General features: G+C 40.4%; 21 protein-coding genes. 9 read left to right on the top strand and 12 right to left on the bottom strand.

Translation table 11 applies throughout. From position 1 onward, the window contains the following. Positions 1 to 45: 45 nt before the first annotated feature. Positions 46 to 882 carry a DUF2306 domain-containing protein gene (locus tag QUE03_RS02200; RefSeq protein WP_286264643.1) on the top strand — a complete coding sequence of 279 codons (837 nt, stop codon included), beginning with the start codon at positions 46 to 48 and terminating at the stop codon, positions 880 to 882. Between the two features lie 192 nt (positions 883 to 1,074). Then, positions 1,075 to 1,929: a dienelactone hydrolase family protein gene (locus QUE03_RS02195; RefSeq protein WP_286264641.1), complete on the top strand. Its 855-nt coding sequence runs from the start codon at positions 1,075 to 1,077 to the stop codon at positions 1,927 to 1,929. 97 nt (positions 1,930 to 2,026) lie between these two features. Here QUE03_RS02195 and QUE03_RS02190 read toward each other — a convergent pair whose 3' ends face one another. The 3 genes from QUE03_RS02190 to QUE03_RS02180 form a co-directional block, all read right to left on the bottom strand. Beyond that, positions 2,027 to 3,043 carry a S41 family peptidase gene (locus QUE03_RS02190; RefSeq protein WP_286264639.1) on the bottom strand — a complete coding sequence of 339 codons (1,017 nt, stop codon included), beginning with the start codon at positions 3,041 to 3,043 and terminating at the stop codon, positions 2,027 to 2,029. Positions 3,044 to 3,121: 78 nt separating this feature from the next. Continuing rightward, the gene (locus tag QUE03_RS02185; RefSeq protein WP_286264638.1) at positions 3,122 to 3,589 is read right to left on the bottom strand and encodes a hypothetical protein; all 468 of its coding nucleotides are present in this window, start codon (positions 3,587 to 3,589) and stop codon (positions 3,122 to 3,124) included. Positions 3,590 to 3,604: 15 nt separating this feature from the next. Continuing rightward, entirely contained in the window at positions 3,605 to 4,210 is a 606-nt protein-coding gene (locus QUE03_RS02180; protein ID WP_286264637.1) for a TetR/AcrR family transcriptional regulator, read from the bottom strand. 113 nt (positions 4,211 to 4,323) lie between these two features. On the opposite strand from QUE03_RS02180, the gene QUE03_RS02175 reads away from it, so the two are divergent. Next, the gene (locus QUE03_RS02175; RefSeq protein ID WP_286264635.1) at positions 4,324 to 6,009 is read left to right on the top strand and encodes an acyl-CoA dehydrogenase family protein; all 1,686 of its coding nucleotides are present in this window, start codon (positions 4,324 to 4,326) and stop codon (positions 6,007 to 6,009) included. Positions 6,010 to 6,157: 148 nt separating this feature from the next. Further along, positions 6,158 to 6,973 carry a DUF5694 domain-containing protein gene (locus tag QUE03_RS02170; protein ID WP_286264633.1) on the top strand — a complete coding sequence of 272 codons (816 nt, stop codon included), beginning with the start codon at positions 6,158 to 6,160 and terminating at the stop codon, positions 6,971 to 6,973. Positions 6,974 to 6,975: 2 nt separating this feature from the next. Here the strand turns inward: QUE03_RS02170 and QUE03_RS02165 are convergent, their stop codons facing one another. From QUE03_RS02165 to ggt, 3 genes are all read right to left on the bottom strand, one after another. After that, positions 6,976 to 8,019 carry a CNNM domain-containing protein gene (locus QUE03_RS02165; RefSeq protein WP_286264632.1) on the bottom strand — a complete coding sequence of 348 codons (1,044 nt, stop codon included), beginning with the start codon at positions 8,017 to 8,019 and terminating at the stop codon, positions 6,976 to 6,978. Positions 8,020 to 8,155: 136 nt separating this feature from the next. Continuing rightward, positions 8,156 to 9,115, bottom strand: a complete 960-nt coding sequence (locus tag QUE03_RS02160; RefSeq protein ID WP_286264631.1) for an alpha/beta fold hydrolase — start codon at positions 9,113 to 9,115, stop codon at positions 8,156 to 8,158. A 79-nt stretch (positions 9,116 to 9,194) separates the two neighbouring features. Then, positions 9,195 to 10,856 carry a gamma-glutamyltransferase gene (gene ggt, locus QUE03_RS02155; protein ID WP_286264629.1) on the bottom strand — a complete coding sequence of 554 codons (1,662 nt, stop codon included), beginning with the start codon at positions 10,854 to 10,856 and terminating at the stop codon, positions 9,195 to 9,197. A gap of 207 nt (positions 10,857 to 11,063) precedes the next feature. On the opposite strand from ggt, the gene QUE03_RS02150 reads away from it, so the two are divergent. Next, positions 11,064 to 11,804, top strand: coding sequence for a substrate-binding periplasmic protein (locus QUE03_RS02150; protein ID WP_286264627.1), 741 nt, complete (start codon positions 11,064 to 11,066; stop codon positions 11,802 to 11,804). 140 nt (positions 11,805 to 11,944) lie between these two features. On the opposite strand, the gene QUE03_RS02145 is transcribed toward QUE03_RS02150, so the two are convergent. Continuing rightward, complete coding sequence (locus QUE03_RS02145) at positions 11,945 to 13,489, bottom strand: LytTR family DNA-binding domain-containing protein (RefSeq protein ID WP_286264624.1); 1,545 nt, start codon at positions 13,487 to 13,489, stop codon at positions 11,945 to 11,947. 151 nt (positions 13,490 to 13,640) lie between these two features. Between QUE03_RS02145 and QUE03_RS02140 the strand changes: the two genes are divergently transcribed. Together QUE03_RS02140 and QUE03_RS02135 are read left to right on the top strand one after the other, a co-directional pair. Next, the gene (locus QUE03_RS02140) at positions 13,641 to 15,128 is read left to right on the top strand and encodes an alpha/beta fold hydrolase (protein ID WP_286264622.1); all 1,488 of its coding nucleotides are present in this window, start codon (positions 13,641 to 13,643) and stop codon (positions 15,126 to 15,128) included. Between the two features lie 257 nt (positions 15,129 to 15,385). Beyond that, complete coding sequence (locus tag QUE03_RS02135; protein ID WP_286264621.1) at positions 15,386 to 15,949, top strand: hypothetical protein; 564 nt, start codon at positions 15,386 to 15,388, stop codon at positions 15,947 to 15,949. 62 nt (positions 15,950 to 16,011) lie between these two features. Here QUE03_RS02135 and QUE03_RS02130 read toward each other — a convergent pair whose 3' ends face one another. Next, entirely contained in the window at positions 16,012 to 18,225 is a 2,214-nt protein-coding gene (locus QUE03_RS02130; protein WP_286264619.1) for a YHYH protein, read from the bottom strand. A 147-nt stretch (positions 18,226 to 18,372) separates the two neighbouring features. Then, positions 18,373 to 19,971 (bottom strand): winged helix-turn-helix domain-containing protein, encoded by a 1,599-nt coding sequence (locus QUE03_RS02125; RefSeq protein ID WP_286264616.1) that lies wholly within the window; start codon positions 19,969 to 19,971, stop codon positions 18,373 to 18,375. Between the two features lie 211 nt (positions 19,972 to 20,182). On the opposite strand from QUE03_RS02125, the gene QUE03_RS02120 reads away from it, so the two are divergent. Both QUE03_RS02120 and QUE03_RS02115 read left to right on the top strand, forming a co-directional pair. Beyond that, the gene (locus QUE03_RS02120) at positions 20,183 to 20,989 is read left to right on the top strand and encodes a CPBP family intramembrane glutamic endopeptidase (RefSeq protein ID WP_286264615.1); all 807 of its coding nucleotides are present in this window, start codon (positions 20,183 to 20,185) and stop codon (positions 20,987 to 20,989) included. A gap of 10 nt (positions 20,990 to 20,999) precedes the next feature. Further along, positions 21,000 to 21,794 (top strand): hypothetical protein, encoded by a 795-nt coding sequence (locus QUE03_RS02115; protein ID WP_286264613.1) that lies wholly within the window; start codon positions 21,000 to 21,002, stop codon positions 21,792 to 21,794. Positions 21,795 to 21,824: 30 nt separating this feature from the next. Here QUE03_RS02115 and QUE03_RS02110 read toward each other — a convergent pair whose 3' ends face one another. The 3 genes from QUE03_RS02110 to QUE03_RS02100 all read right to left on the bottom strand — a co-directional run bounded on the left by QUE03_RS02110 (position 21,825) and on the right by QUE03_RS02100 (position 25,240). Beyond that, positions 21,825 to 22,964, bottom strand: a complete 1,140-nt coding sequence (locus tag QUE03_RS02110) for a nuclear transport factor 2 family protein (protein WP_286264611.1) — start codon at positions 22,962 to 22,964, stop codon at positions 21,825 to 21,827. 96 nt (positions 22,965 to 23,060) lie between these two features. Beyond that, complete coding sequence (locus tag QUE03_RS02105) at positions 23,061 to 24,104, bottom strand: helix-turn-helix domain-containing protein (protein WP_286264609.1); 1,044 nt, start codon at positions 24,102 to 24,104, stop codon at positions 23,061 to 23,063. 236 nt (positions 24,105 to 24,340) lie between these two features. Next, on the bottom strand, positions 24,341 to 25,240 hold the full coding sequence (locus tag QUE03_RS02100) for a LysR family transcriptional regulator (RefSeq protein ID WP_286264607.1): 900 nt from the start codon (positions 25,238 to 25,240) through the stop codon (positions 24,341 to 24,343). Positions 25,241 to 25,287 lie beyond the last annotated feature (47 nt).

Here is a 25,287-nt window from a genome sequence, read left to right as displayed (position 1 = left end):
GTATCAGTATTGCTGCTTTGAGAAAAAAATTAAAGGGAGCTTATCATGGCTGAAGCTATCATTGCGGCGTCAAATAACAGCACAAATCTAAACACTTTTGCAAAAAAATCATTAAAACATAGTGCACAGATATGGTTTTTCACCGCCATTGTTGGCCAACTATTTTTTGTTTACTACCTAGTGAGCTTTTATGGCATATCTGCCATAAATGGTAATCTTGAACAATGGAATAAAGTACTGCCACACGGTTATGTACCTGGCGAAATATGGGGAAACATCGCGGTTATCATTCATATATTATTTGCTATTGTCATGATCACAGCCGGTGCCTTACAATTTATTCCACAAATACGCCAGCGTGCACCAAAATTTCACCGTATTAATGGGCGTGTTTACTTGAGCTTAGCTGTTGCATTGTCAATTACTGGTGTATTTATGGTGTGGACTAAAAACGGTGTCGGCGATTTATCACAACATATCAGCATCACCATCAACGGGCTTTTAATTCTAGCCTTTGCAGCGCTCACTGTTAAATATGCAATAAAACGTAAAATTGACATTCACCGCCGTTGGGCATTGCGATTATTCATGGTTGTTAGTGGCGTGTGGTTTTTTCGCGTTGGCTTAATGTTCTGGTTGCTTGTCAATGGTGGCCCAGTAGGATTTGATCCAAAAACCTTTGCAGGACCTTTTTTAACTTTTTTGGCTATTTCACAATACGCAATTCCACTACTTGGTGTTGAACTATATGTGCGCGCTCAAAAGACAAAAAATAATGCAATGGTACTTAGTACATCTTTATTTATCATCTGTTCAACAATTGTTATGGGCATTGGTATTTTTGGTGCCGCGATGGGCATGTGGTTGCCAAGGATTAGTTAATCGTATCACGCAATTTGATCGTGAAAATAAATACCTTTGACAAAAGGTGTTGGCAGTGTCTACCATTGCAAAGCTTTCAAACGAAAATAAACACATTTTGATAACTAATAGAAAGTGCATAAGAAATATGGATTGCTATGCACTTAATGTGACTTAAATTAGCCTAAAACAAACAATTAAAAGGAATTAATAATGTCTAAACAAATCGCACTGCTGTGCGGAATGTTGCTGTTTACCATGAAAGTGGTTGCAGACACTCAACAACCCTATATTTACTATGTGAACTTTCCCGTTACATTACTCGAGTCAGAAATAACGGTTTCAGCGCAATATCGATTACCAAGAAATATCGAAGAACCGATGCCGGCGGTCGTTATTCTTCATAGCTCTGGTGGCATAGACCGTACCGGAAAATTCTACGCTAGAAAATTAAATAGAGCAGGTATTGCCACATTAGAGCTGGATATGTGGGCAGCAAGAGGCTTGCTCGGCGGCACACAAAATAGGCCAAGTTCGGTTCAAGAAACCATACCAGATGCTTTTGCAGCATTAGCTTACTTAGCTAATAAACCGGAGATAGATAGTGAAAGAATTGCTGTGCTTGGGTTTTCTTGGGGCGGCGTTGTTTCATTGCTATCTGCAACTCAGCAGTATGCACCAGCTAATGACTTCCCATACCAATTTGCCGCTCATATTGCACATTATCCCGTCTGTTGGGCATACAATTTTCTTCCCGGCTTTGAGCTTAATAATTTAACTGGTGCACCTGTGCTCATCCAAGCTGCCGAATTTGACGATTACGATCTGCCGGATACTTGTGAAAACCTAGTTGACTCACTCTCCAACGAAGATCGCGAGTATGTCAGTTTAAATATGTATAAAAATGCTTATCACGCATGGGATCGACTAGAGCAAGAATTAGTGGTTGATGATATTTTTGCGCACCTTGGCCAAGGCGGAAGTGTCACCCTTTCACCGAACCGAAAACAAGCATTTAAATCTCGGAAAAAAGTCCTCAAGTTTTTGAAAGCAGCATTTGAACAATAAACACAAAGCTATATGGTTAAATTGTTTTTTAAAAAGGTGCAGCAACAGCACCTTTTTTTTCATACATTTAACCAAACGGCAGACACTAGAATAATAATTACTGTCTTGGCTCATTTATCTTATTTGTTAGGGAGTCATGACGGCTATCTAGTGCCAATTCGTAAGCCATGTCGAAACTGTTCACCGCTTCAACAGGATAATCAGGAACAACCCCCTCACCTTCCCAGTTTGATTTGGTTACTGGATGTATTGGCATCGCGATTGGCACGTTGATACTGATGATGTCGTTTACTTTTCTCTTGTTTGAAATCAAAGCAACACCCATTGTTTTTTCACCAACAATCACCGCTTTGTCCAAATGTTTGAGTGTGTAACTTAAGAACTCACCTGAGCCCGAAACAAAGGCAGAAGTTAAGATAAAGAGCGGAAAGTTTTGCTTGAAAGCTGTTGAACCTAGCCCTGAAATTGGTACTAAGGCCTTTGTTTTTCGCTGTTGTTCATAGAGAACATCAGTTAACACCACGTCATCATTTACAAAGTAGCTCATTAAAAAATGGACTAGAGAGTAAGAATCTCCTTCTGCTGACCTTATATCAATGATTATCGCAGTCGTGCTTGCCAGTTTTTCCAATGCACTGGCGGCTTGCAGCTCTGCTGCTTGGCTTTGATAAAAGTGGTGAATTTTCAAATAACCAATATTACCCGCCAAGATGCGGGGCACTTCAATGCCGTATTCTTGAGTATTTGCTTGCATGCCAATTACCGGAGCATGACTCAGGGACAAGGCTCGTGTTGACGGCACTAGCTCTAAATAGCCATCACCACTAACGCTACGCATCAACATACTTAGCTCTTTAATAACAGTACTGGCGTCACTAGAAAAATTTTGTGAATACGTACTGATTTTTTGATTTAAGCGTTTAGCGATGATTTTAGTTTTTTCCGGAAAAAGATATTCTTGTTCTAGAACATCAATGACACCACTTATTGTTTTCTTAACATTTACAGCGTCAACTTCTGGAGAATGGGTATTATGCTCAGACGCATTTACGTAATTGCAAACAGCGCTCGTTACAAATAATAAACACCATAATATTACTGTTAATTTATTCATCTTATTCCTTTCTTTTTGAGTGCAACTATCTTTCCCGCAAAAAATTAATTTCATCGGGACACATTGAAACAAAAGAAATTAAGACCTGTATTTAACGTGAGATTTATACTGCAAATTACTTGTCCGCCCATCTGATACCTTATATCGAGATCGGTATTTAAGCATTTGGAACCAAGGAGGTGCGAGAATTGGCAAGAGATAGTAGCGATAATTAACAGTTATCACGAGTAGAAAAGATAAAGTCATCACCAATATATAGTCGATGGCTATTTGATGGCTGTGATTAAAATGTGCTGCTTGATTAATACGTAACGTCACACCGTCAGTTTGAGCTAACGTATTCGTTGTATCTTGCATGTGTGTAGAAGCAGAGATTACTGACAACGTCGGCGATAAGTTTATAAATTTGAACGTGACAAGCCCAGCGAGTAATATCACCACCAATAGTGTCATTAACCCAGTAAATAAACGTTTAAACTCAAACACAGCTTTCATCGCCCTAGTATCTCGCCTACTTAGTGTATCATCACCAATACCAAAAAACATAAGCTATGTGCTGTCCTATTTTACTACGATAGCACGAAGACAGAATTGCCTAATTTGATCTAACAATTCCGCTTCACGTTCCTCAGCAATGGGCTGAGACAATGGCCTTATTAACACTTCAGCAATAATACCAACAATGGCTGTAGCAGCCAGTGAGCTTGATTGGTCGACAAATTCTTTATTGATGATACCTTCTTGAATCACTTGTTCAAAAATGACTGCATAGGCCGCGCGATATTTCAGTCGTTCACGTTCAACATTTGGATGAACAGGTTCGAAAATCAAAGCATAGGCTTGTTTTTGTGCATGCATCGCGCGCCGTGAAAAGGTAACAATCGCTTTTTCTAAGCGAAGCCTTGCGCTACCTTTTTCTTTGGCGATATCAGCAATTATCGACACTTCTTTTTCTGTAGCAAGTATAAAGACTTCCTGACAAAGCGCCGCTTTTGATTCGAAATACTTGTACACCGTACCTACGGCAATGCCTGCAGCTTGAGCTAAAGATTCCATAGTTAAGTGATTAAAGCCGCCCAACTGAATTTGGGCAACTGCTTGTTCAATCAGCGCTAGCCGCTTCGCTTCCTTTCGCGCTTTTGTTTTTTCTGTTGCTCTGTAGACCATTATCTAGATGCTTAAACTCACGACAATTGCATGAATATATCATAAAAACTTCTCTTGATTTAGCCAACCTGATAAAGTGTGAACACGTATTCACTTCTTCATTTGAATGTACTATGACCAAACAAAACCCTTTGCAGCAAGCAGATACCCACGAAGTCAGTAATCGCCCTTGTGCGCTAGAAAACTATAATCTTTATCAACAAGACATAGCATTACAAGAAGCAACACTGCGGGAAGGAGCCAGTTGGGCGACAAATGATTTAGTTGCATTTGGCGATCTTGCTGGTACACAAGAATCTATAAAACTTGGTTTTGATGCCAATGCAAACAAACCTGAGTTTTTCAGCCACGATCCACTTGGTTATCGCGTAGACGAAGTACATTTTCATCCAGCCTATCATCAACTAATGAAAACCTCGATTGAACATGGCATCCATTCAGTCCATTGGACAGCACCGAAGAGCGGCGCCCAGGTTGCTCGAGCGGCAAAGTTTTATATGCAAACTCAGGTGGAAGCTGCGCATTTATGCCCTATCACGATGACCTCAGCGGCCATTCCAGCTCTGATCAATCAGCCGGATATTTTGGCTAAATATGGTTCACAAATTATGGCCACTGAATACGACCATCGAAATATCCCATTGGAACAAAAATCGGGTATTACCATCGGAATGGCAATGACGGAAAAGCAAGGCGGCTCAGATGTTCAATCCAACACCACAACGGCAGTCTCTATCGAAGGACAAGAAGACAGCAGGGCTTACAGCCTGGTCGGGCATAAATACTTTGTTTCCGCGCCGATGTCCGACGCATTTTTAGTGCTCGCAAAAACAGCAAAGGGGTTGTCTTGTTTCTTTTTACCAAGATGGAGACCGGATGGTACAAAAAACCCAATGCAAATTCAGCAACTTAAACTCAAAATGGGCAATGTGGCTAACGCATCAAGTGAAACGGAGCTGCGTGGCGCTTATGCACTAATGGTCGGTGAAGAAGGTCACGGCGTAAGAACTATTATCGACATGGTAGCTATGACGCGATTTGATTGCATGATTGGCTCGGCTGCAGGGATGCGCCAAGCCGTAGTACAAGCAGTGCACCATTGTAGTCAGCGCTTCGCTTTTGGTGCGCGGTTAACTGAGCAGCCTTTGATGCAAAATGTACTTGCTGATTTAATTATTGAAAGTGAAGCCGCTTTAGCAATGACAATGCGTATAGCTCGTGCGCTCGACCATAAATCATCCTCAAAAAGTGAAGAGCATTTAGTACGTATTGGCACGTCAATAGGCAAGTATTGGATTTGTAAGCGACAAGTTGAACATGCGTTTGAAGCGATGGAATGTATTGGCGGCAGTGGTGTCATGGAGACAACCATTATGCCTAGGCTATATCGTGAAGCGCCGATCAACTCAATATGGGAAGGTAGCGGTAATGTACAATGCCTAGATATGCTTCGAACATTGCACAAGATACCTGACAGTTTAACGGTGTTCATCGAGGAGTTGAAATTAAGCCATGGCATGCACCCTAACTTTGACGTGGCACTAGCAAACTTAATGCAAGAGTTAACAAATGTGCGTGATGTAGAGTACCGCGCACGAAGTACTGTTGAGTTGATGGCCCTTTGTTTTCAAGGCGCATTACTATTACAAAATGGTGATAGCGACATAGCCAAAGGATTTTGTGACTCTCGACTTGCTCAATCCATAACTGGGCATGTGTTTGGCAATTTGCCAACGGGCATCAATTGCGAACATATCATTGAACGTGCAAGGGTATCTGTATCAGCAACAAGAAATTGAATACGGTTAGATCTTATTGATAAGCTCTAGCTTTCGATGGCAATTAACTTTTCTTAAGTTAATAGTTGTATATGCAAGCTGTTGTTATTTTGAGCAACTCCCTATATTTTAGATAGTCTGTTGGATACTCAATTTAGGAACGTTCAATATGAAGCACATACTGTTGGTTATTGCATTACTGTTGCCAATTGTTAACCTCACTTCGGCTATAGCAAAATCTATCGAGGCAACCAAAGCGCAAGTAATGATGTTGGGGGTGTTTCACTTTAGCAGTCCAGGAAAAGACACGGTAAAAATAAGACACCTTGATGTCATGGCTCCCGAGTCACAACAGTATTTACAGAAATTGTCAGCGGCAATAGTCAAAGACTATAACCCTACGTTGGTTTTAGTGGAATACAACCCTAAAAATGATCCCGCAGTGCAGGCAAAGTATAAGCAATATCTGCAGGGAAATTTAGAATTGCCAGTAAATGAGATATACCAACTCGGCTTTCGCGTGGCAAAAGCCGCAGGCAATGTGCCAATAGCGACTTTTGACGATAGAGCAATAGGTTGGGATGCCGAGCGATTATTTGAAACCATGCCGACATCTGCGCCAACACTGCAAAAGGCCTTTGATGAAAAAATTAATCATTTTACCGAGCAAGGCAACAAAGACCACCAAGCCCTGTCGCTATCTGAGCTTTTGCTGAAACACAATGATCCTAAGTTTGACCAACAAAATAAGGCTCTGTATCTACTTACTAATTCCGTTTCAACCGATGGTGAGTTTGAGGGGGCGAGAGCTGCGTCTAGCTGGTGGCATCGAAACTTTAGAATGTACGCAAAAATACAGCAGTTCGCGCAGCCGAATGAGCGTATTTTGGTGATTGGAGGCCAAGGTCATACTGCTATCTTGAAAGACTTTTTAGCCCTCGATGAACATATCCAAGCCATTGATGTTAGGAAGTTTATCAATTAATTTTATATCTCTATGCCTTTTTCTTTCGCTCTTTTTCGCCACAATTTCCGTGCTTCTTTTTGCATATCAATGGCCTGATCTTTTTCATCAACAATCTCCAAGCCTAGTACTGTCTCTATTACATCTTCTAAGGTGATGATCCCTTGTACCACCCCATATTCATTAACTGCCATCATGATATGAGCGCGTTCTTTTAATAACTGATTAAACGCATTCTTTAACGGCATGGTCGATAATATGGCAGGTAACGGGCGTACATAGTTTTTTAATTGTTGGCTGCCGTTTTCTCTTGCCTGTGCCAGTAATAAATCACTGCGAAAAACATAGCCATAGATATCATCACCGCTTTCTTTATATATCGGTACCCTAGAGAAAAATACCTTATCGTACTTATGAAAATACTCTTCTACCAATAAGCGGTCAGACAAGCTAAACATAACTGTTCTTGGTGTCATTGCATCTTTTACGCGCATATTTCTTAACAATAAGAGATTTTTGAGCAGTTTTGATTCGTGCTCTTCGAGCTGTCCTTCTTCGGTACTTAAATCAGCCATCGCCGAAAATTCTTCACGGCTAAAGCCGCTAAGTGTTGGCTTACTTTCAGAGCTTTTGGTTAATACTTCTGCCAACTTGACAAAAGGGTATAAAATCAAAATCATGTATTTCAATATATAAGCGGAAACTGGTGCCAATACTCGCCAGTAGCGAGCTCCTATCGTTTTAGGAATAATTTCAGAAAACACCAAGATCAGTAGCGTTAAAATGGCAGAAAATACGCCAAGATATGCATTACCAAAAACAGCCGCAGCCTGTGCACCTGCACCTGCAGCCCCTATGGTATGAGCAATCGTATTTAACGACAATATCGCAGCAAGCGGCTTACCAATATCTTGTTTCCAGTGCTTATAAAGCTTACCTGCGGGCTTATTGTCATTGTTCAGCATAGTGATGTAGGCTGAATTGACGCTTAGTAGAACCGCTTCAAGAATCGAACAAAGAAAAGAAAAAGCAATCGCGACAAAAATGTAAAGCAAAAGCAATGTCATATAGAGTAAAACCTCGTGTGAAAAATACGGTGAGCAGCCCATTTATATATGAAGCTAAAATGCAGTCAAGCTAAACTAACATATTTGAGTACGAAAAGGGTGACACCACCTCGTTTATCGTTAATTAATGAATAATTTAACGAGTATGTTGTTCGGCTATAAAAGCTTTAAAAGCCGCGACAGTTTTCATCGGTGCTTCTTCATGCGGGACATGACCAAGCTCATCAAATCGAACTAATTGACTGTTTTGTATCTCTCGGTTAAAACGCTCCCCATTTTCAGTTGGGATAAGACGATCTTGGCCACCCCACATAATTAAAGTCGGTTGCTTAATTTCAGACATTTTGTCTGCAATTGGCCCAGGTCTAGTTTGGCGAAATCGCTCTGTTAACGCCTGACGATTGCCTTTACGAGTCGTGAGCTCAAAGTAACGATTGACAAGACCATCGGTAACTTGTGAAGGATCGCCATATACATTCTCTAAACTACTTCTAACCACGCTCCTTGGCAGTACTTTGTTCATGATTTTATTCAGCACAGGAGTATTGGCAATTTTAAAAGCAATGGGGACAGATTGCGATTCAAAAGGATAACCACTGGCGTCAATAAGGGTTAATTGCTTTACACGATCAGGATATATAATCGTGGTCGCCCATGCGACATAGCCCCCCAATGAATTGCCCACTAGAATGCTTTCTTTCACTTGTAGATGATCGAGTAACGCGATAACAGTGTCGGCGTAATTCTCGATGGTGTAGTCATTGTCAGGATCAGGGCCAGTTAACCCAAATGCTGGCAGATCAAAGCGAATGACTCGGTGCTCTGTCTTGAGTATTTCAACCCAATCATCCCAAGTGTGAAGCGAGGCGCTGGTACCATGAATCAAGATTATTGGCGTGGGATCATCGCGAAGGCCTTCATCGCGAAAATGTAACTGCATGCCTTCAATATCTGCAAACTGTGACGGTGGTGTTGCCCATTTGGTTTTCAATTGTTCGACTGAGGTATCTGCTTGCCAATTGAGTGCTATAAAGGCACCAAAAACCACAACCAACAATAAAAATAACCCGCCAGAAATGCGTAATACCTGTTTCATTAGAACTCTACTTTTAGTTTTAAGAATAATATCAGTGAATCTTCACCCTCAGAACATCGCTGTTAATTCGCCCCAGAAGTTACTCTAGCGTAATCGACATGCCCCGATTTAGCTCACCGGCTTCTGAGGCTGCATGATACTTATCGCCCGACCTAATAATAAGCTGAACATCACCAAAACTGCCTTGAATGGTATTGTAACCCAAGTCATGTAAAGACTTTAAAACCGAGGCATCAATACCTGAATAGTGTTCTATTTGATCTTTGGGCCACAATTGATGATGAAAACGAGCACTGTTGACGGATTGCTTAACGTCCATATCAAACTCCATTGCATTAAGGATGGATTGATACACTGAGCTAATAATCGTTGTGCCGCCAGGCGAGCCCGTCACTAGTTTAACGTTGCCATTATCGAGCATAATAGTCGGTGACATTGAAGACAACATACGTTTGTTTGGCTGAATTTCATTTGCTTTACCACCAACTGCGCCAAAAACATTAGCCACGCCAGCTTTAGCACTAAAGTCATCCATTTCATCATTTAAGAGAAAGCCTAATTCATCAATCACTACACCGCTACCAAAGGTATAATTAATGGTCGTGGTATTCGAGACAGCATTACCCCATTGATCAACAATTGAGAAATGGGTGGTATCTGTACTTTCTTTTAATCCCGGCTTTATATGGTTGGTGGCAGATATTTTGTCAAAAGAAATGTTTTTAGCTCTAGATTTTAAATAATCGATATTCAATAGCGGTTCAACCGGTACGTTAACAAAATCAGGATCACCCAAATATTCTGCTCGATCGGCAAATACCCGCTTTCCTATTTCAGATAACACATGAACGTAATCGGTAGAGTTATGAGCCAGTTTTTGCTCGCCTTTAACCAAGTCAAACATGGTAAGCCATTGCAAAATAGCAATGCCACCAGAGCTTGGCGGTGGCGCAGTAATAACGGTATGATCACGCCAGTTATATACGATTGGCTCACGCCATACGGCCTGATAATTGGCTAAATCAGTTTCGTTAATAATCCCACCATTTTCTTCCATGAACTGGCTAAATAGTTTGGCGGTTTCTCCTTTATAAAAACCATCTCTACCAAATTTTGATATGCGCTTAAGTGTTGACGCTAACGCTGGCTGTTTAAACAGCTCTCCTGCTTTAGCATGGCCAAAATGCTTTGAAAAGTTAACTTTGATCCCTTGTTCATCAAACGTTTTAATGCGCCACTCGATATTATCCCACATTTTAGGATGAACAATATGACCTTGCTCCGCTAGTTCTATCGCCGGCGCAATTAATGCTTGCCATGATTTAGTGCCATATTTTTTATGTGCTTTCCACATGCCATCAACAGAGCCAGGCACACCCGCTGATAAAATGCCGTACAGAGATAAGTTTGGGATGACATGGCCGTTTTTATCGAGGTACATATCCCGATGTGCTTTTTGGGGCGCAACTTCTCTATAGTCTAAAAAGTTAGCTTGTCCGTCTTTATAAATGGTCATAAACCCGCCACCACCTATATTTCCCGCTTCAGGTAAAGTCACCGCTAAAACAAATTGCGCTGCAATAGCTGCGTCAATAGCATTTCCTCCGTCTTTTAGAACTTTAGAAGAAGCAATAGCACTGTAGCGATCAGGCATGGCAACTGCCGCATTTTGTCCGGCAGAAGCTGTCGACACAAATAAAACCAAACTGCAGACAAGCACAGCACTGACGTTGTTGAACATATTGTTTTCCTTTAGCAATGTAACCGAAAGTAGGGGGCCCCCCTAGTAATGCCTTCTAACTTAAGTGCATTGCTGACCTAATACAAGCTTCTATGAGCTAAATTCAATACACACACTATCTACACATTTGAGTGATATTTAATCTATTCATGTCTGCCATTTACTTATATCATGGGCAAAAGGGAATCGTAAGTTGAGCAAAAAGTGTTGGATCGCAATAAATACTTAAACCTAAAATTCAGGTCTTTAATCATTTTACTCCTCGTTGCTATGTCTTCTTTTGCCACAGCTCAAGAGGCATTACGATCATCTGTCTCACCTGAATTTAGAAACGGCCTACAAGAAAAAATTTTACGCTACATAGCCGATAAAATGGACTTATCATTGACTATTTATCCCATTACTTACATGGAAAGAATAGGCCTACTGCGTGCAGGTAAAATAGATATTATGGTGGGCTTGAAAGAACACGAGCTCCCTCGGAATGACTTTATTTATTTAAAGCCAAGTTATGAGCAATTAACCAACAGCATATTTGTTTTGCGAAAGGACCAAAATAAATTCAAATCTCTCGCAGATTTCAAAAATCATACCATTGCCCTAACTGACGACAACAGCGCCGTAATATCCGACCTTAATAATCAAGGAACCAAGCACCTATCTGCGTCCTATCTTGCTCAGAAAATTGATTTACTCACAAGAGGCAGAGTCGATGCCTTGATTCACTTTACTCAGGTCACAGAAATTAAACTAAAAGAATTAGGGTTGGACAGTGACATTGTTCTGGCTAATTTACCCCCATTTTCAGTGAGAGATCATTACATTAGACTAAGCTTGCAATCACCATTAATCAGCAAAAAAGAAAAAATGATCCAAGTGATCAAAAATGGAGTTGTTAATGGTGATTTTAAACGGATAAGAATGCAACATTATATAGAAACTCATTGACAAGCTAGCCAACACTGACATGCAAACAACTTGTTGAATACAAACTGGCTTCCCTTATTAACACAGTTCAAAAACCGCCAAGTTATCCTAGCCGATAATTATCAATACAATTCACTAAGATTATTTCATCCAAGCCAAGGTTACTTCGATAATGCAAAAGCGCCTTTCACTACATCCCGCACATGGGGTAATATTCGGCGACTCACGGGAATCTTATCTCCAGTGGTTAACAGCAAGAACGCAGTATTTGCTGATCCGGTTTTAGATGAGCTAATTGCGATAACCTCATCTAAGTTAACAATGAAAGAGCGATGAACTTTCATGAACGTTGCCGGTAATTGAGATTCAAGGCTTTTTAATGTGCCGCTAAAGAGAGATTGGCGATTGCTGGTTAAGTGAATTTCGACATAGTCACCCGCGGCTTTGCAAAATGAGATTTCATGCACAGCAATAAATTCAATTTTACCCGCACTGGTCAGCTTTAACTTACTTGGTGATTTTTGTTGCTCCAATTGTTCGAGCTTCAATTGTAATTTCAGTACCTGCTGTTGCTCCGCCTTTCTCAGGCTTCTTTCATGGGCAAATTCATTGGTTTTGCTGACCACAAGAAAAGCCAGCATGGCGGTCACAATATAGTAAAAATACATTGAGTGAAAATCAGCAAAGGTCAATAGAATTGTTATTGCAAAAAGACCATAAATAATGGTGTAAGCGAACGACTCATTGCTTCGCTCTTGTCGGTATTTAGCAACGCTAAGTAGGGCGGAGAATAAAGCAGGTACAAGTATCGCCATGGCTGATTTACCATCAAAGCCAGGAGTCATTATCGTTAAAAGTAATGTCAGAGATACTGAAGGCACTAGCCATTTTGCTTTATTTTTACAGGTAAACTTATAGAGTGAAAACAGTAAAAAGCTAAGACCAAACACGAGAGAAAATGCCACTATAGCAACTAATCGGACATCGTGAAGGGGGTAGCTGTAATTAAACAGTACGCGAGAAATTTCTAAAAATAATTGCCCGCTTGACGCCGTTAGCATCAACAAAATGAGAATTGTCGTGTTTTTTTCTTCCGTTCGAAGGGTGATGGCAATAAGGTAAACACACCCCAGCAACATAGCCCCTAACAGGCTAATTGATATCAGCATATCTCGCTTAAAAAATTCACCCGTTTCGGTATATTCTGATACACCAATAAAATGAATAGGTCCAGCCAGCGACAAAAAACCATTGTGGCTAGACGCATGAACAATAACCTCGTTCTCACCTTGTTTAAGTATATGCGACGGCACATAAAACCTTGCATCCATGTCGCCCGAATATTCATCTTTCTCTAGGAAGCTAGGGGTGCCATTGTTACCCAATAATAAGCCATTCAAATAGACCTCACTCGACATTTTGGCGAATACAAACAACGCAGAGGGCTGTTGTCTTTTCATGTAAGCTTGGGAAACGGTTAAGTTAGCTTTTAACCACAGTTCAGTATTTTGAGGGTCAACCTTATATAAAGAGAGTTGCTGACATTCTATCTCTAAGAATGTGGGTGGTTCTTTTTGATCCGGTTTTGCAGGGCAAACAATAACAGTTTCACTATCAACAGATATTAATGATTGGGCGAAAACAGGTGACTGATAGCCCAAAAATACTACCCAAAATATTGCACCTAAATACAGCCACTTATTCATAGTTTTCCTTGTTACCGTTCATCGATTTTTTACTACCGCTAGTCAGTTTCAGCCGTAAAATCAGTAGCTTTAATAGAATAACACATGCCTTGCTTTCCTCATTACGTTTTAATCGGTTCCACTTACAGAGCACTAAATTAAGGTCAACAAAATGCGAAATATGTACTTTAGACGCACTATCAAACAGACACTTGCCATGACAGCATTATTAGTCTCAGGTCATGCGTTAGCCGACAACCAACCCAGCACTTTGTATGCTAATGAAAAAGCCATTGTCTTTAAAACCATGGACAATAAAACCACTAACGCCTTTGAAGGCTATATTGAGGTACCGGAGAATAGAAATAACGCCAATAGCCGATTAATTCCCGTTAAATATGTTCGCTTTCCCGCTACCGAAGAAAAAAGTGGTCCACCCATTATTTACTTATCAGGAGGTCCTGGTGGCTCTGGCATTGATACAGCGAAGTACCCGAACTTTCGCTTTCCTTTGTTTATGGCGCTAAGAGAGTTCGGCGACGTTATTGCCTTGGATCAACGAGGAACTGGCGCCTCAAATACCACACCTACTTGTACCTCATCGCACAGTGTACCTTTGAGTAAAAAGTTAACGGCAGATCAAGTAACGAAAATTTACCAAGCCTCTGCCAATGAGTGCCTTGCTTTTTGGCAACAACAAAAAGTTGATATTCTAGGCTACACCACATTACAAAGTGCTCTTGATATTGATGATTTGCGAAAACATCTACAGGCTGAAAAAGTTACACTCTGGGGTATTTCTTATGGTAGCCACTTAGCATTTGCTGCAATGAATACCCTAAAAGATAAGATTGATAAAGTCGTCATCGCGAGCGCTGAAGGGCTGAATCAAACGGTAAAACTGCCGCACGAAACCAATGCTTACTTTGCCAGGTTACAGCAAGCAATAAATACCCAAGCAGACGCCGCGAAAGCCTATCCAGACCTCGTTAGCCTGATGCACCGCGTTCATAAGCAACTAGTTTCAACTCCTATGCCCGTCAGCATTTTGCAAAAAGATGGTTCGTCGGTTGAGATGCTATTTCAAAAAATGCACTTGCAAATTATTGCATCATCGATGATTGCTGATCCTCAGCGAGGCGTTAAGCATTTATTGATGCTGTACAAAACACTCGATCAAGGCTCAGATAAGGTGCTTATTGAAGTGCTCAAACGAGGCTACTTTGATGACAAGCCTATATCCTTTAAAGCAATGAATTTTGCGATGGATATTGCTTCTGGCATCACTGATGATAGATTAGCTATTGTTAATGAGCAAGCCAAAACATCGCTACTTGGACTAGCTTTGAACTTTCCGATGCCTCAACTAAATAGATCGGTAAAAGGGTTAGATTTAGGGGATGATTTTCGCAAAAACCCAGTCAATGACATTCCTACCCTATTATTAACGGGCACGTTAGACGGCAGAACCTATATCAACGAACAAAATATGGCGACCAAAGGGTTATCCAACTTAACACAAATAAAGGTCATCAATGGTGGGCACAATATTTTTATGGTCTCACCAAAAATCACCGAAGTGATTAAGTTATTTCTGTCAAACAAAGCCATTACGACAAAATCAGTTACAGTGGCATTGCCAAGTTTTGTTTCAAAATAACCTTCATTAGCTAGGTTATTTCAAGAGGCCAAGATTGACCTCGATTAATCTTGGCCTAATCGAGCCCACCAAATTCACTTCAATAATATCTCATCGTGTGCAAATTGTTACTAACTGGTTAAATTGGTTATAACTTAGTGGATTTGATTTTCGATTATATTCTGAATTCTCCAATAAGCCCGCCATTCGTGCACTTGACCTTTTGGAACGCCTCTTGCTGATTATCCTTGCAAATAATACTTAAGAGGGATTTATCCATGCAAACCACACAGTTTTTACGCGTAAGGAATTATTTTATCGCTGCCGTAAGCGTTACCATATGGTCAATGCTTATATGGCAGCACTTGCACGACGGCGTACCTAGCCACCACTTATTTCAAAGTGCAGATTATCCCGCGATGTCAAATTGGTGGGGCGCCATCATACTTCCAGTATTTTCATGGTTCACGTTAGGTAGCATTAAAAAACGCCTGTTCCAAAATAGCGATACCGTTGAGGCCACTAGGTTTAAACAAGTTGCTCTGAGTTTCGTCATTGCTCTATGTTACGGCGCTGCATTGTCGTTAACCTTTACATTGGGTTACTCAGAAATATCTTCAGTCTTATTTCCGAGTATTCTGATCTTCGCCATGTTCTTTAAAGTCTACCGTGCTGAGTTCTTCCTTGGTTTCCTTTTAAGTATGAGTCTTACTTTTGGGGCGGTACTGCCAACAATGTTCGGCACGATAATTTGCTTAGCTTCATTCGTTGTTTACACTGTAATGCAATTCATTTGGCGTCACTTCAAGAGACTCTTCCTAAACAAGCAAGTGACCAGCTAAGCATTCATAACAGCCAACCTCTGCCAGTGTGTATAATAATTCGCACTGGCAAGAACTATAAACTATTTTGTGAAACTGCTGTCTGGCGTACCGGAAAAACAAGCAAGAACATATGGAAAATCACTCGTTATGTAGTAGCCATAAACACCATTTTTATTCATACCGTTACATTCATCCAAATCCCCTAACCCTTCAACAAACTCATAATCATCGCGATAGCTGCCATCATATATGCCTCCTGGGTTACCTTCACCACTTGGGCGCTCACCGGCTTTTAGCCGATAACTTGAGATTGCTTTTCGAACAGTGCCTGCATCATCAAAATTGCCACCAAATATGGGATAGCCATCGGCGGCAAACCCGACAACAGGCGATATTTGGTCACTGTCATCTTCAAATAGCGCTAACGGAGAGCCATGATAATGATAGGTGCCATCGGCTTGTGCGTGGGCATTGTGGGAATCAACAGAAAAGCCATTCGCTTTATGCATGGGGTCGTACCGCCAGGGTTGGTTCATATCATGACAACCCACTTTTCCATTACCGATGCCGTAACAACCAGCAGCTAGCAGGTCAACCTTCACGCCATTTAACATAATGGCGTTATCCACAGACAAAGATATATCCGTTGTCTGATCGGCTAGTTCCGGCGAAATCGTGATTTCAAACAAATCATTTTGTGCACTTACATTATTTGGAAAAGCATTACCCCCATCATTAAAATCATGGTTTGGGATGGCATTGGTTTGAAACACACATTTATCACCTACTTGAGAAATCACTAAGTCGCCATAAAACACTGTACCATTATGTACATCGTTGACAGTTGAGGTGAATTGTTCAATGTAATCAACACAATTTTGGCTTTTGTTTTCCAGTATAGCGTTGGTGATATCAATAGGGCTTAAGGTTTCTTGGCCATGAATCAGCGTGCCATAATTTTCTATATGGCCTAGTTGCTCAAGTAAGTCACTGTCATTAGTTGGCAATAAATTTTCTGCTTCTAAAAAGTCATTCTCCAATGAATAGAGCTCTTGTCTACCATCAGAAAACTCAATTAACTTGTACTTTGCGGACCGAACCGCCCAACCAGTGACTTTGTCTGATTTGTAGGCCGTATAAACATAGTCATTGTCTAGGCTTGCCTCTTCAGAAAATAGGGTTTTGAAACTTTGACTATCATGTATTTTTGTTTCGTTTCCACCTGCTATATCTATAATGGTCGCAAACAAATCTGTTGCGGTGAGCAGCGTAGCGTCTCGCTCATTTATTCGCGTTACTCCCTTTCCAGAAACAACAAACGGTACGGCAACTCCTCCTTGATACAAACTGCCTTTAGCGTGTGATGAACTAAACGAATCAATGACGCCTGTGGGTGTGCCATTGTCTCCAATAAAAATAATGATGGTATTCTCTAAAGTGTCCTCATCTAAGGCATCTAGCAAACGCCCTATTTCTGCATCCATAGCTTCAATTGCCGCGAAATAATACTCGCGTTTATGGGTAACAATATCAGCGGCAGAGCTTGATAAGGTGCGTTCATGCAGTGACGCGGGTGGTATATGCAGAGGGGAATGTGGCGCCGAGTAGGCGACCCAAGCAAACCAAGGCGCCGTTTGTTCGCTTATCCAACTCACCGCCAAATCGGTGATTTTGGAGGTATGGTAGTCCGTAACATTTTCACTCACGCCATTGATGGTCAGTGACCAATCATAATAGTCAGATAAATTGCCGAGGTTGCCCGCATAATAGTCCACGCCAAGTTCATTCGGATGGGTTTCACTATCGCTACCGGTGGCTAAGTGCCATTTTCCAAACACAGCAGATTGGTAGTCCTGCGTCGCTTCATTTTGCTTTAAATATTTTTGCAGTATTTCATGTTCACTAGATAAATTAGCTGGCAATGACTCGACACCATTATTTACTCCGAACTTACCGGTTATAATGGTTGCTCTAGTGGTTGAGCATGCGGGTGTGACCCACATATTATCAAAGGTAAGTCCTTGTTGAGCTAAGATATTGATCGTCGACGTATTGGGAAGGTCGTTACTGACTGTGTATTGGGCCGAAGCATCTAGCCCTTGATCATCAGAAATAATAAACAACACATTTGGCGACTGTGCTTCTTCTATCGGCGTATCTTCAACGGTTGGCTCTTGTGTGACTGGCGGTATTATGGACTCATCAGTCTCATTATCATCGCTTCCGCCACCACCGCACCCAGTTAATAGAGCCAAAACAACAATAAGATTAAACATTACGTTTTTGTGCATCATGAATACGCCTCGATGAAGTTTCACTGTTATTAATCTGCTTTTATCTACTTTAGATAAATTACCTTATCAAAAGAATGTGCAAAAAATGAGACAAGTCGTGATAAATAATAACGAAGTCAATATTAGTAGAGTCAACTATTGGCGTGATTAACTTTGTGGAACTAATGCTAAATTATATTTATCACTAGCTATTTTCGCTTGGTCAAATAACGTCGTTAGCTCTCTTTTTTTCGCTAAAGTTAGTGCCTGTGTGGCTCGCTGCTTGGCGTTGACAACATCATTATTTAGAAAAGCATTTTCAGCTAGATTCAATAAGTTATTTACCTCACCAAACGGGCATTTAATTATTCGATGATTTATGATGGCCTTATTATAATATTCGCTGGCGAGGTCATATTGTTGCATCGTTCGATATAAATGACCTTGTGCTTCAGCCAAGTACCCTAAATAGAGCCAATCTTGTGCTGCATTGACAATAGTATTGGCTTCTAAAAATATTTTTTCCGCACGGTTTACACGCTTAAATTGCAACTCATTCAAACCTTGCCAAAACTTCAATCGACCGTACTCTCGTTGCCGATAGCCTGGTTTTTGGTCTTCTAATGTTTTGCTCTGGGAATACGCTTGCATTTGCTTATCAAGCATTTGCTCGGCTGAAACTACCATGTCATTAATTTGTTGAGTCTTTTTTAAATATACGGAGATTTCAGCAAGCAACCTTCTCGCTTGAAAGTGAGTTGGCGCAATGGCAAGTAACGAGGTTAAATATTGCTCTGCACTTTGATAATCATCAATATTTTTTGCATCCAATGCTTGAGCAAGCAACTGATTAACTAACTTATTTCTTGAAATGGTTAAGGAAGATGCTAACGTTCCTAAACGTTTAGCTACCAAATTTGCTAGCTGATCGATACCATCATCAATGTCTGAAGTGATCAGTACCCCCCGATCGATACTTTGGCGACGACGCAGCGTATAGACTAACTGATAATCACCAGGAGAGCCTGACAGCTCGGCTTCAATAATCAGCTCGGCGCCGGAAACCTGAAAAAGCTTGTCAATTTGAGTCGGGTTAAACTCTGTAAGTGACATCTGAGCACGCTTCATGATTTCCAATACATCATCAACTTGCATCACGCCATAGTCTTTTGACGGGGGTATTTGCTGAATGAGCAAGTCCATACCGCCAATTTTTACCCATTTATGGTCGCGATCATCCAAATGCGCTTTGATCGGTAAAACAATGATAGAGCCATCAATTTTAGCAACATCATCATTATTCGATTGAAGAAATAACAAGGTCAATAACCCAAAGCACAACACACAAAATATCACGACGGCTGCAATTGGTTTGAACCTGTTTTCCGACCATTGGCGACTAGACGTCTGTGTCGATGTATTACTGTTAGGTTTGGGTGAGCTTTCAGAAAAAGCACTGTCATCTGCAACAGATACATCCGCAACCCAAGCGTAACCTTTTCTTGGAAAGGTCTTGATGGCATCTATTGCAGAAAATGCTTTTCTTAGTTCTTTAATTGATTGAAAAATGACTTGTTCATCGACATTAACGTCATCCCAAATCGTCATTAAAATGGTATTCTTGCTCACCACTTGATTTGGCGTTAACAATAATAACTTTAAGAGCTCAAACGATTTCGGCCGAATAGTAATCTCGACTTCTTGACGATAAACTCGGCGCTTCAACAAATCGATCTGGTAATCACCTGTTATTATTTTATTCGACACACCGGCTCTCTATAGGTTGTTGCTTGACATCTGATGACGATGTTGCAGGGGTTAATGATACGTTAAATCACTTGAAATTTGAAGTGCAGCCAAACTTTCAGAAATCACGTAAGCCATTGATAAGCATTTAATTTCAGAAACTTTCAGATAATTTCATTAGAAATAACTAGCTCACGAATGCAAGATGCTTACAACATTTAAGGAGAAGTAAATGCATTCAATCAAAGCATTATCAAAACAAAAACCGATTATATTTACCTTGCTATTGGTCATCACCTGTATAGGTGCTCTATATAGCAGCATGTTACTCAATATCGATGATGTCTATTATCAAGATCTCATCAGCTCTTTCATCAAAAATGCGATTACCATCGCATTATTGATGATGTTAGTTAAATTAAATTGGCTAAAACAATCGTTGCTGACGACCCCATTCAAAAATTGGCGTTCGACATGGTGGTTAGCTTCATTCCCTATGGCTTTGGTTGCCGTGATGAATTTAGTCTCAATTGATTTTTCTTTGCTGTCTTTTGATCCTATCAAGGCACTAGCTTGGGTTTATACCAACCTATCGACAGGTTTATTTGAAGAAATCATGTTAAGAGGTATTTGTTTTGTTGTGCTGTATTCTGCTTGGAAAGATAAAGAAAATGGCTTAATGCAAGCGGCGATTTGCCAAGCATTGATCTTCGGTGTTGCTCACTATGTCAACTTAACCAAAGCGCCATTCTTGGAAGTCAGTGTTCAAGTCACTTATGCAACACTCATCGGTATTGGCTTTGCTGGTTTAGTCGCATATAGCCGCTCGTTATGGCCTGCTATTATCCTTCATACAATAATAAATGCCTGTGGCAGCATTCGATTATTTTTTCAACCTGATTACGTAGCAGTAGATATGTCAATCGCCAACTATGCAATCATTATTGTGCTTATTGCTATCACTTGCGCACTGCCGGGTTATATTCTACTGAGAAAGGCCGCGGCTCAACCTCCGTCTACTCCTCTGGTATCACAATAAGGAGCACAAAATGAATTATTCAAACGCCCAGGCATTAGTTTTTAGTGTAGTACTTGTTACGGCGGCACTTACCGCGCCAATAGCAACACAAGCTGCTTCAGTTGACCACCAAACAGTACAACACGCTAGCGACAATAGTATCGCTATAGCTGCACTTCATCAGGCGATAGAAGATGCTAAGACAAGACTTAAGCAATTTCATCATTCTCAGCAAGCAGTCGGGTTAACCCAAACCAGTGAGGATTTAAACGGTAATATTCTGCAACGAAAATTCACACCGACCGCATACCACAACAATGAAATAACAGGGGAATGGCAGACACTTCGTGCCGATGAAAAATTCAATGATTCGATAACCGTCTCTGATCAGGTTATTTTTGACAGCACTAACATTGACCTAAGCAGCGCACAATTTCTCCAAGAAACACAATCTACTTGGGTTTTCAAAATAGCCAACATCATCAATGTTCAAAGCAACGATGATTCAGCAGAACAAGAACTAGAGCAAATAGATAATGCCATGACAGAGCACTTGTTTACCGAAGTGATTATTGACAAAAAATCCCCAAAAATTAAAGCGATAAAAATCTATACACGCGCTACCTTCAAGCCTAGCTGGATGCTAACCATAGAAAAGTTTGAATTACGGTTGAACTACAGCGAGGCATGGCGTAATGGCCCGCTAATCCGAAAAAGCATGACCCGTCATGTGAAAGGTCAATATGGCTGGTTGGTGTCAATTGATGAGCTGATAACAACGGAGTTGACAGAGGTTAAAAAAATGAACCTTGCTGCATTACAATAAACCAATGCAGCTTGATTCTAACACTCAGCATCATTGATTAACGGTCACTTGAGCTTCAATTATATTGATAATTTCTTGAGCAACACTTGCTGATGACAAATAGTTTTGCCCAGTGACTATTCGCCCATCAACCTCTACATGCTTTTTATTTCTGGGACTATAGTGAAATGTGCCACCGTGATGTTCAATTGTCTCCGTAATTTTAAAAGGAAACTGTTTGAAATACGCTTTACTTTGATTTTCGTATTCGTCTGGGTAACCGCTGATTTTCTTGCCTGAAACGAGATACTCACCATTGCTCTTTTTAAGAAACACTATACCGGCTGTCCCGTGGCAAACAGACGAAATAACGCCTTGGTGCTTCTCATAAATTTCCATTGTAATGGCTTGTATTTTGGCATTGTTGGCCACACCGTACATCGCATTGCCTCCGCCAACGTAATGAACAGCCTTGTATTGGCTTGCTGTTATTTGTTCAGGAGACATGGTGTGCTTTATCGCATACATAAAATCAGCATTGTATAAATACTGTTTAGCCAGTTCATCTGAGGTGTTTATATAGGCAAGCGGTATTGCGCCGCCTTCAGGGCTTACAAATTCGACGGTATAGCCTGCTTGCATAAATGTGTGATAAGCATTGACTATTTCTGAATAACTCACGCCAGTAGGCAATGACGAATTACCATGAAAATGAGCGTTTGAGACAATAAACAGAATTTTATGATTGTTTTTGTCCTTAAATAGCTGAGAGGCTGTTTTGCTGATAATTTGCCAATGCTTGTCTACTTTTCTTAGCAAAAATAAATCGATGAAATATTGTTTTTTGGAAGGGTTAAATATTTCAACTTTTGCCGTTGCAATATCACCTGTCACGTCAATATTTAAGATATTCCCTTGTCTACCGGTTGCTGTGCCGGCTTTAGCTTTGCTATACCAACTAATATACTCTTTCGCTGAAACCCTCCACACCGGACTTTCAGCTTTTGTAAGCAGCAAATCAGCGTCTGGGTAAAATGCCTTAGTAATTTGATCCGGCTTTGTATTTGCAGTGCCATTTATATAAAGCTGTAAAACGTCACTGATCTGCTTTTCTGGTGAACCCGCAAAAGCCTTTGCGGTAAGACATAAAATAACGATTAAAAGACCTAACTTTTTAAAATATAACGCCATGGTTTCTCCAAAGATATGGTTTAACTAAGTGGAGAAAATCTACGTCATTTTAACTTGTTACACAGCCGCAAATGATAAATCAGGACTCCGAATTTATCATTTAGGAGTATATTTCGTCCTGTAATTGGCTGGCGTTAAATCAGTGTGCTTTTTAAACACACTGTAGAAAGTGGATGATGAATTAAAACCACATTGCTCTGCAATATCATCGACTTTTTGTCTGGGCTGCTCAACTAAAGCTTGTTTTGCTTGAGCAACGCGCAACTCATTAATATAGACAGAAAATGACTTATTAAGCTTTTCATTTAATAGCTGAGAAAACTTGGGTGAAGACATGCCAATTCGCTTGGCTATTTGCGGCATGGTAATATTGGGGTTGTTAAACAGCTTCTGTTCAGTCATTAGCTGCGCTAATTTGGATAAGCCGTCATTTACTTCTTTGTCTTCAATTTTATGGTCGCCATACTTAGCTTTATTTGGCGTATAACCTCTATTGAATTTAAAAAAGGCGAGTATTAAGGAAACCAAAAAAACAAAACTAAATGATAAAGCACCAACAATGTATGAGGTATATGAAGCAGTATAATAAGCTAGCCAAATAACGACATTTCCTACTAACACGCACAACAGCAATATTTCATCTTCTGTTAGTTCTTTTCTTTTCTTAGTCAATAATTTGCTCAAGTAAGGCTTAATACTCATCAGGCTCAACAGGATATAAACGAACCAAATGTAATTTACCGCCTTGTAAATAACAGAGCCCCACAGTTCAGGGTAACCGGTATATGGAAACACGCTTCCAACGGCAATTAATAAAGTGAATAAACCGAGTAAATGAAGGCGCCAACTCATTGGCAACACACTTGGTTGTTCACGCAAAGCGGTGACATAAAAAAAGAGAAATGGGCCTATAAGAAAACAAGCAGACAGTCCGATTTGTAAAATCAATTTATCCACTTCGGGGTTAAAGAAAAACAATACCGACTTAAATATCCGAACACTTATCATCAGCAGCATCAAGGCTAGAAATTGTCGTGAGGCTTGCCGCTTACTGGTAACAAAAACATAACCAGAGACAACAAATCCATTTAATGCACCAAAAGCACTGACAATAAGTAAAAGTTGGCTGTCTAATGTCATATGTTAGGTGTTGTTCATCTGATTAAATTGATGCTTGGAAATTTAACATAGATTCAGCATACAACAATATAAAACGCTGATTTTTATTGGTCATCTAGCTAAAATATAGCTTAAGCTGTATTAGCTCATCTGAACTGACCGTTTTAACTAATAGGTTTAGATTTCACCTGATAGGCTGCTATGTTGTAATGAGTAGACTATTCATACTTATCCCAAATTAATAGTCAACACACTAATTACAAACTCCATGGAGCCTTAGGGTTGACCTTTTCAATTATATGGTCGATGAAAAGTCTAACAGGTTTTGTCATGTATTTATGAGATTGATAAATAATAAACATATTGGACTGTGGTGTTTCATAGTCAGTCAAAACTTGCACCAGCCTGCCACTTTCCAAGTGACTGTTAACTAACGCAATAGGTACGTAAGCAACACCTAATCCGCTCAAAGCCGATTCGATAACCAAATGCATACTTGTTGTTGCGTACCTTCCAGAAACTTTAACTTGATAGGGTTTTGCTTGCTTTATAAAGTGCCAATCATTAGAAAGTAGTGATTTTCCCATAATAAGGCAGTTGAGTTTTGACAAATCATCAGGAACGTTGATTTGTCCCACTGCATTCAAGAATTCCGGACTTGCGCAACAAACGCTATGCTTTGGTCCTATTCGCCTTGCAATTAATGAAGAGTCTTGTAATTGGCCTGAGCGAAATGCGACATCAATTCTGTCTTCCACCATATTGACATAGCTATCGGAGGTATCCAACTCAATGCTAATTTCTGGATATCTTTTTAAAAACTCTACTATCCAAGGCTGGGCGTATTGTATAGCAAAGTCAAAAGGCGATGAAATGCGAACCTTTCCTTTTGGCTCAGCTTGCGCTTGCATAATCAGTTCGTTTGCTTGTTCAAGCGCTACGAGATGCTGTTGACATAAGTGAAAATAGTGTTGCCCTCCTTCCGTTAATGATAATTTTCGTGTGCTTCGATGGAGTAACTTTACTCCTAGATTAGCTTCTAATTGAACAACCTTCCGACTGACCGTTGTTGATGGCATCGCTAATATATTGCTCGCTCCAGCAAAACTACCTGCTTCGACAACACTTACAAAGACCTTGATATCATTAAGGTTCATAAATTACCTACAAAAATGGGATTAACAAACCCTAACAAACCATCTAA

Origin of the sequence: Thalassotalea atypica (assembly GCF_030295975.1) — a bacterium.
Classification (GTDB): domain Bacteria; phylum Pseudomonadota; class Gammaproteobacteria; order Enterobacterales; family Alteromonadaceae; genus Thalassotalea_F; species Thalassotalea_F atypica.
This window is presented reverse-complemented; position numbering and strand designations above follow the sequence as displayed.

Coding starts and splice junctions, on each gene's coding strand:
- QUE03_RS02115 (WP_286264613.1), top strand. CDS start 21,000: ATGAATTATTCAAACGCCCAGGCATTAGTTTTTAGTGTAGTACTTGTT.
- QUE03_RS02145 (WP_286264624.1), bottom strand. CDS start 13,489: ATGAATAAGTGGCTGTATTTAGGTGCAATATTTTGGGTAGTATTTTTG.
- QUE03_RS02175 (WP_286264635.1), top strand. CDS start 4,324: ATGACCAAACAAAACCCTTTGCAGCAAGCAGATACCCACGAAGTCAGT.
- QUE03_RS02170 (WP_286264633.1), top strand. CDS start 6,158: ATGAAGCACATACTGTTGGTTATTGCATTACTGTTGCCAATTGTTAAC.
- QUE03_RS02195 (WP_286264641.1), top strand. CDS start 1,075: ATGTCTAAACAAATCGCACTGCTGTGCGGAATGTTGCTGTTTACCATG.
- ggt (WP_286264629.1), bottom strand. CDS start 10,856: ATGTTCAACAACGTCAGTGCTGTGCTTGTCTGCAGTTTGGTTTTATTT.
- QUE03_RS02200 (WP_286264643.1), top strand. CDS start 46: ATGGCTGAAGCTATCATTGCGGCGTCAAATAACAGCACAAATCTAAAC.
- QUE03_RS02140 (WP_286264622.1), top strand. CDS start 13,641: ATGCGAAATATGTACTTTAGACGCACTATCAAACAGACACTTGCCATG.
- QUE03_RS02165 (WP_286264632.1), bottom strand. CDS start 8,019: ATGACATTGCTTTTGCTTTACATTTTTGTCGCGATTGCTTTTTCTTTT.
- QUE03_RS02105 (WP_286264609.1), bottom strand. CDS start 24,104: ATGACATTAGACAGCCAACTTTTACTTATTGTCAGTGCTTTTGGTGCA.
- QUE03_RS02120 (WP_286264615.1), top strand. CDS start 20,183: ATGCATTCAATCAAAGCATTATCAAAACAAAAACCGATTATATTTACC.
- QUE03_RS02185 (WP_286264638.1), bottom strand. CDS start 3,589: ATGTTTTTTGGTATTGGTGATGATACACTAAGTAGGCGAGATACTAGG.
- QUE03_RS02130 (WP_286264619.1), bottom strand. CDS start 18,225: ATGATGCACAAAAACGTAATGTTTAATCTTATTGTTGTTTTGGCTCTA.
- QUE03_RS02190 (WP_286264639.1), bottom strand. CDS start 3,043: ATGAATAAATTAACAGTAATATTATGGTGTTTATTATTTGTAACGAGC.
- QUE03_RS02160 (WP_286264631.1), bottom strand. CDS start 9,115: ATGAAACAGGTATTACGCATTTCTGGCGGGTTATTTTTATTGTTGGTT.
- QUE03_RS02110 (WP_286264611.1), bottom strand. CDS start 22,964: ATGGCGTTATATTTTAAAAAGTTAGGTCTTTTAATCGTTATTTTATGT.
- QUE03_RS02180 (WP_286264637.1), bottom strand. CDS start 4,210: ATGGTCTACAGAGCAACAGAAAAAACAAAAGCGCGAAAGGAAGCGAAG.
- QUE03_RS02135 (WP_286264621.1), top strand. CDS start 15,386: ATGCAAACCACACAGTTTTTACGCGTAAGGAATTATTTTATCGCTGCC.
- QUE03_RS02100 (WP_286264607.1), bottom strand. CDS start 25,240: ATGAACCTTAATGATATCAAGGTCTTTGTAAGTGTTGTCGAAGCAGGT.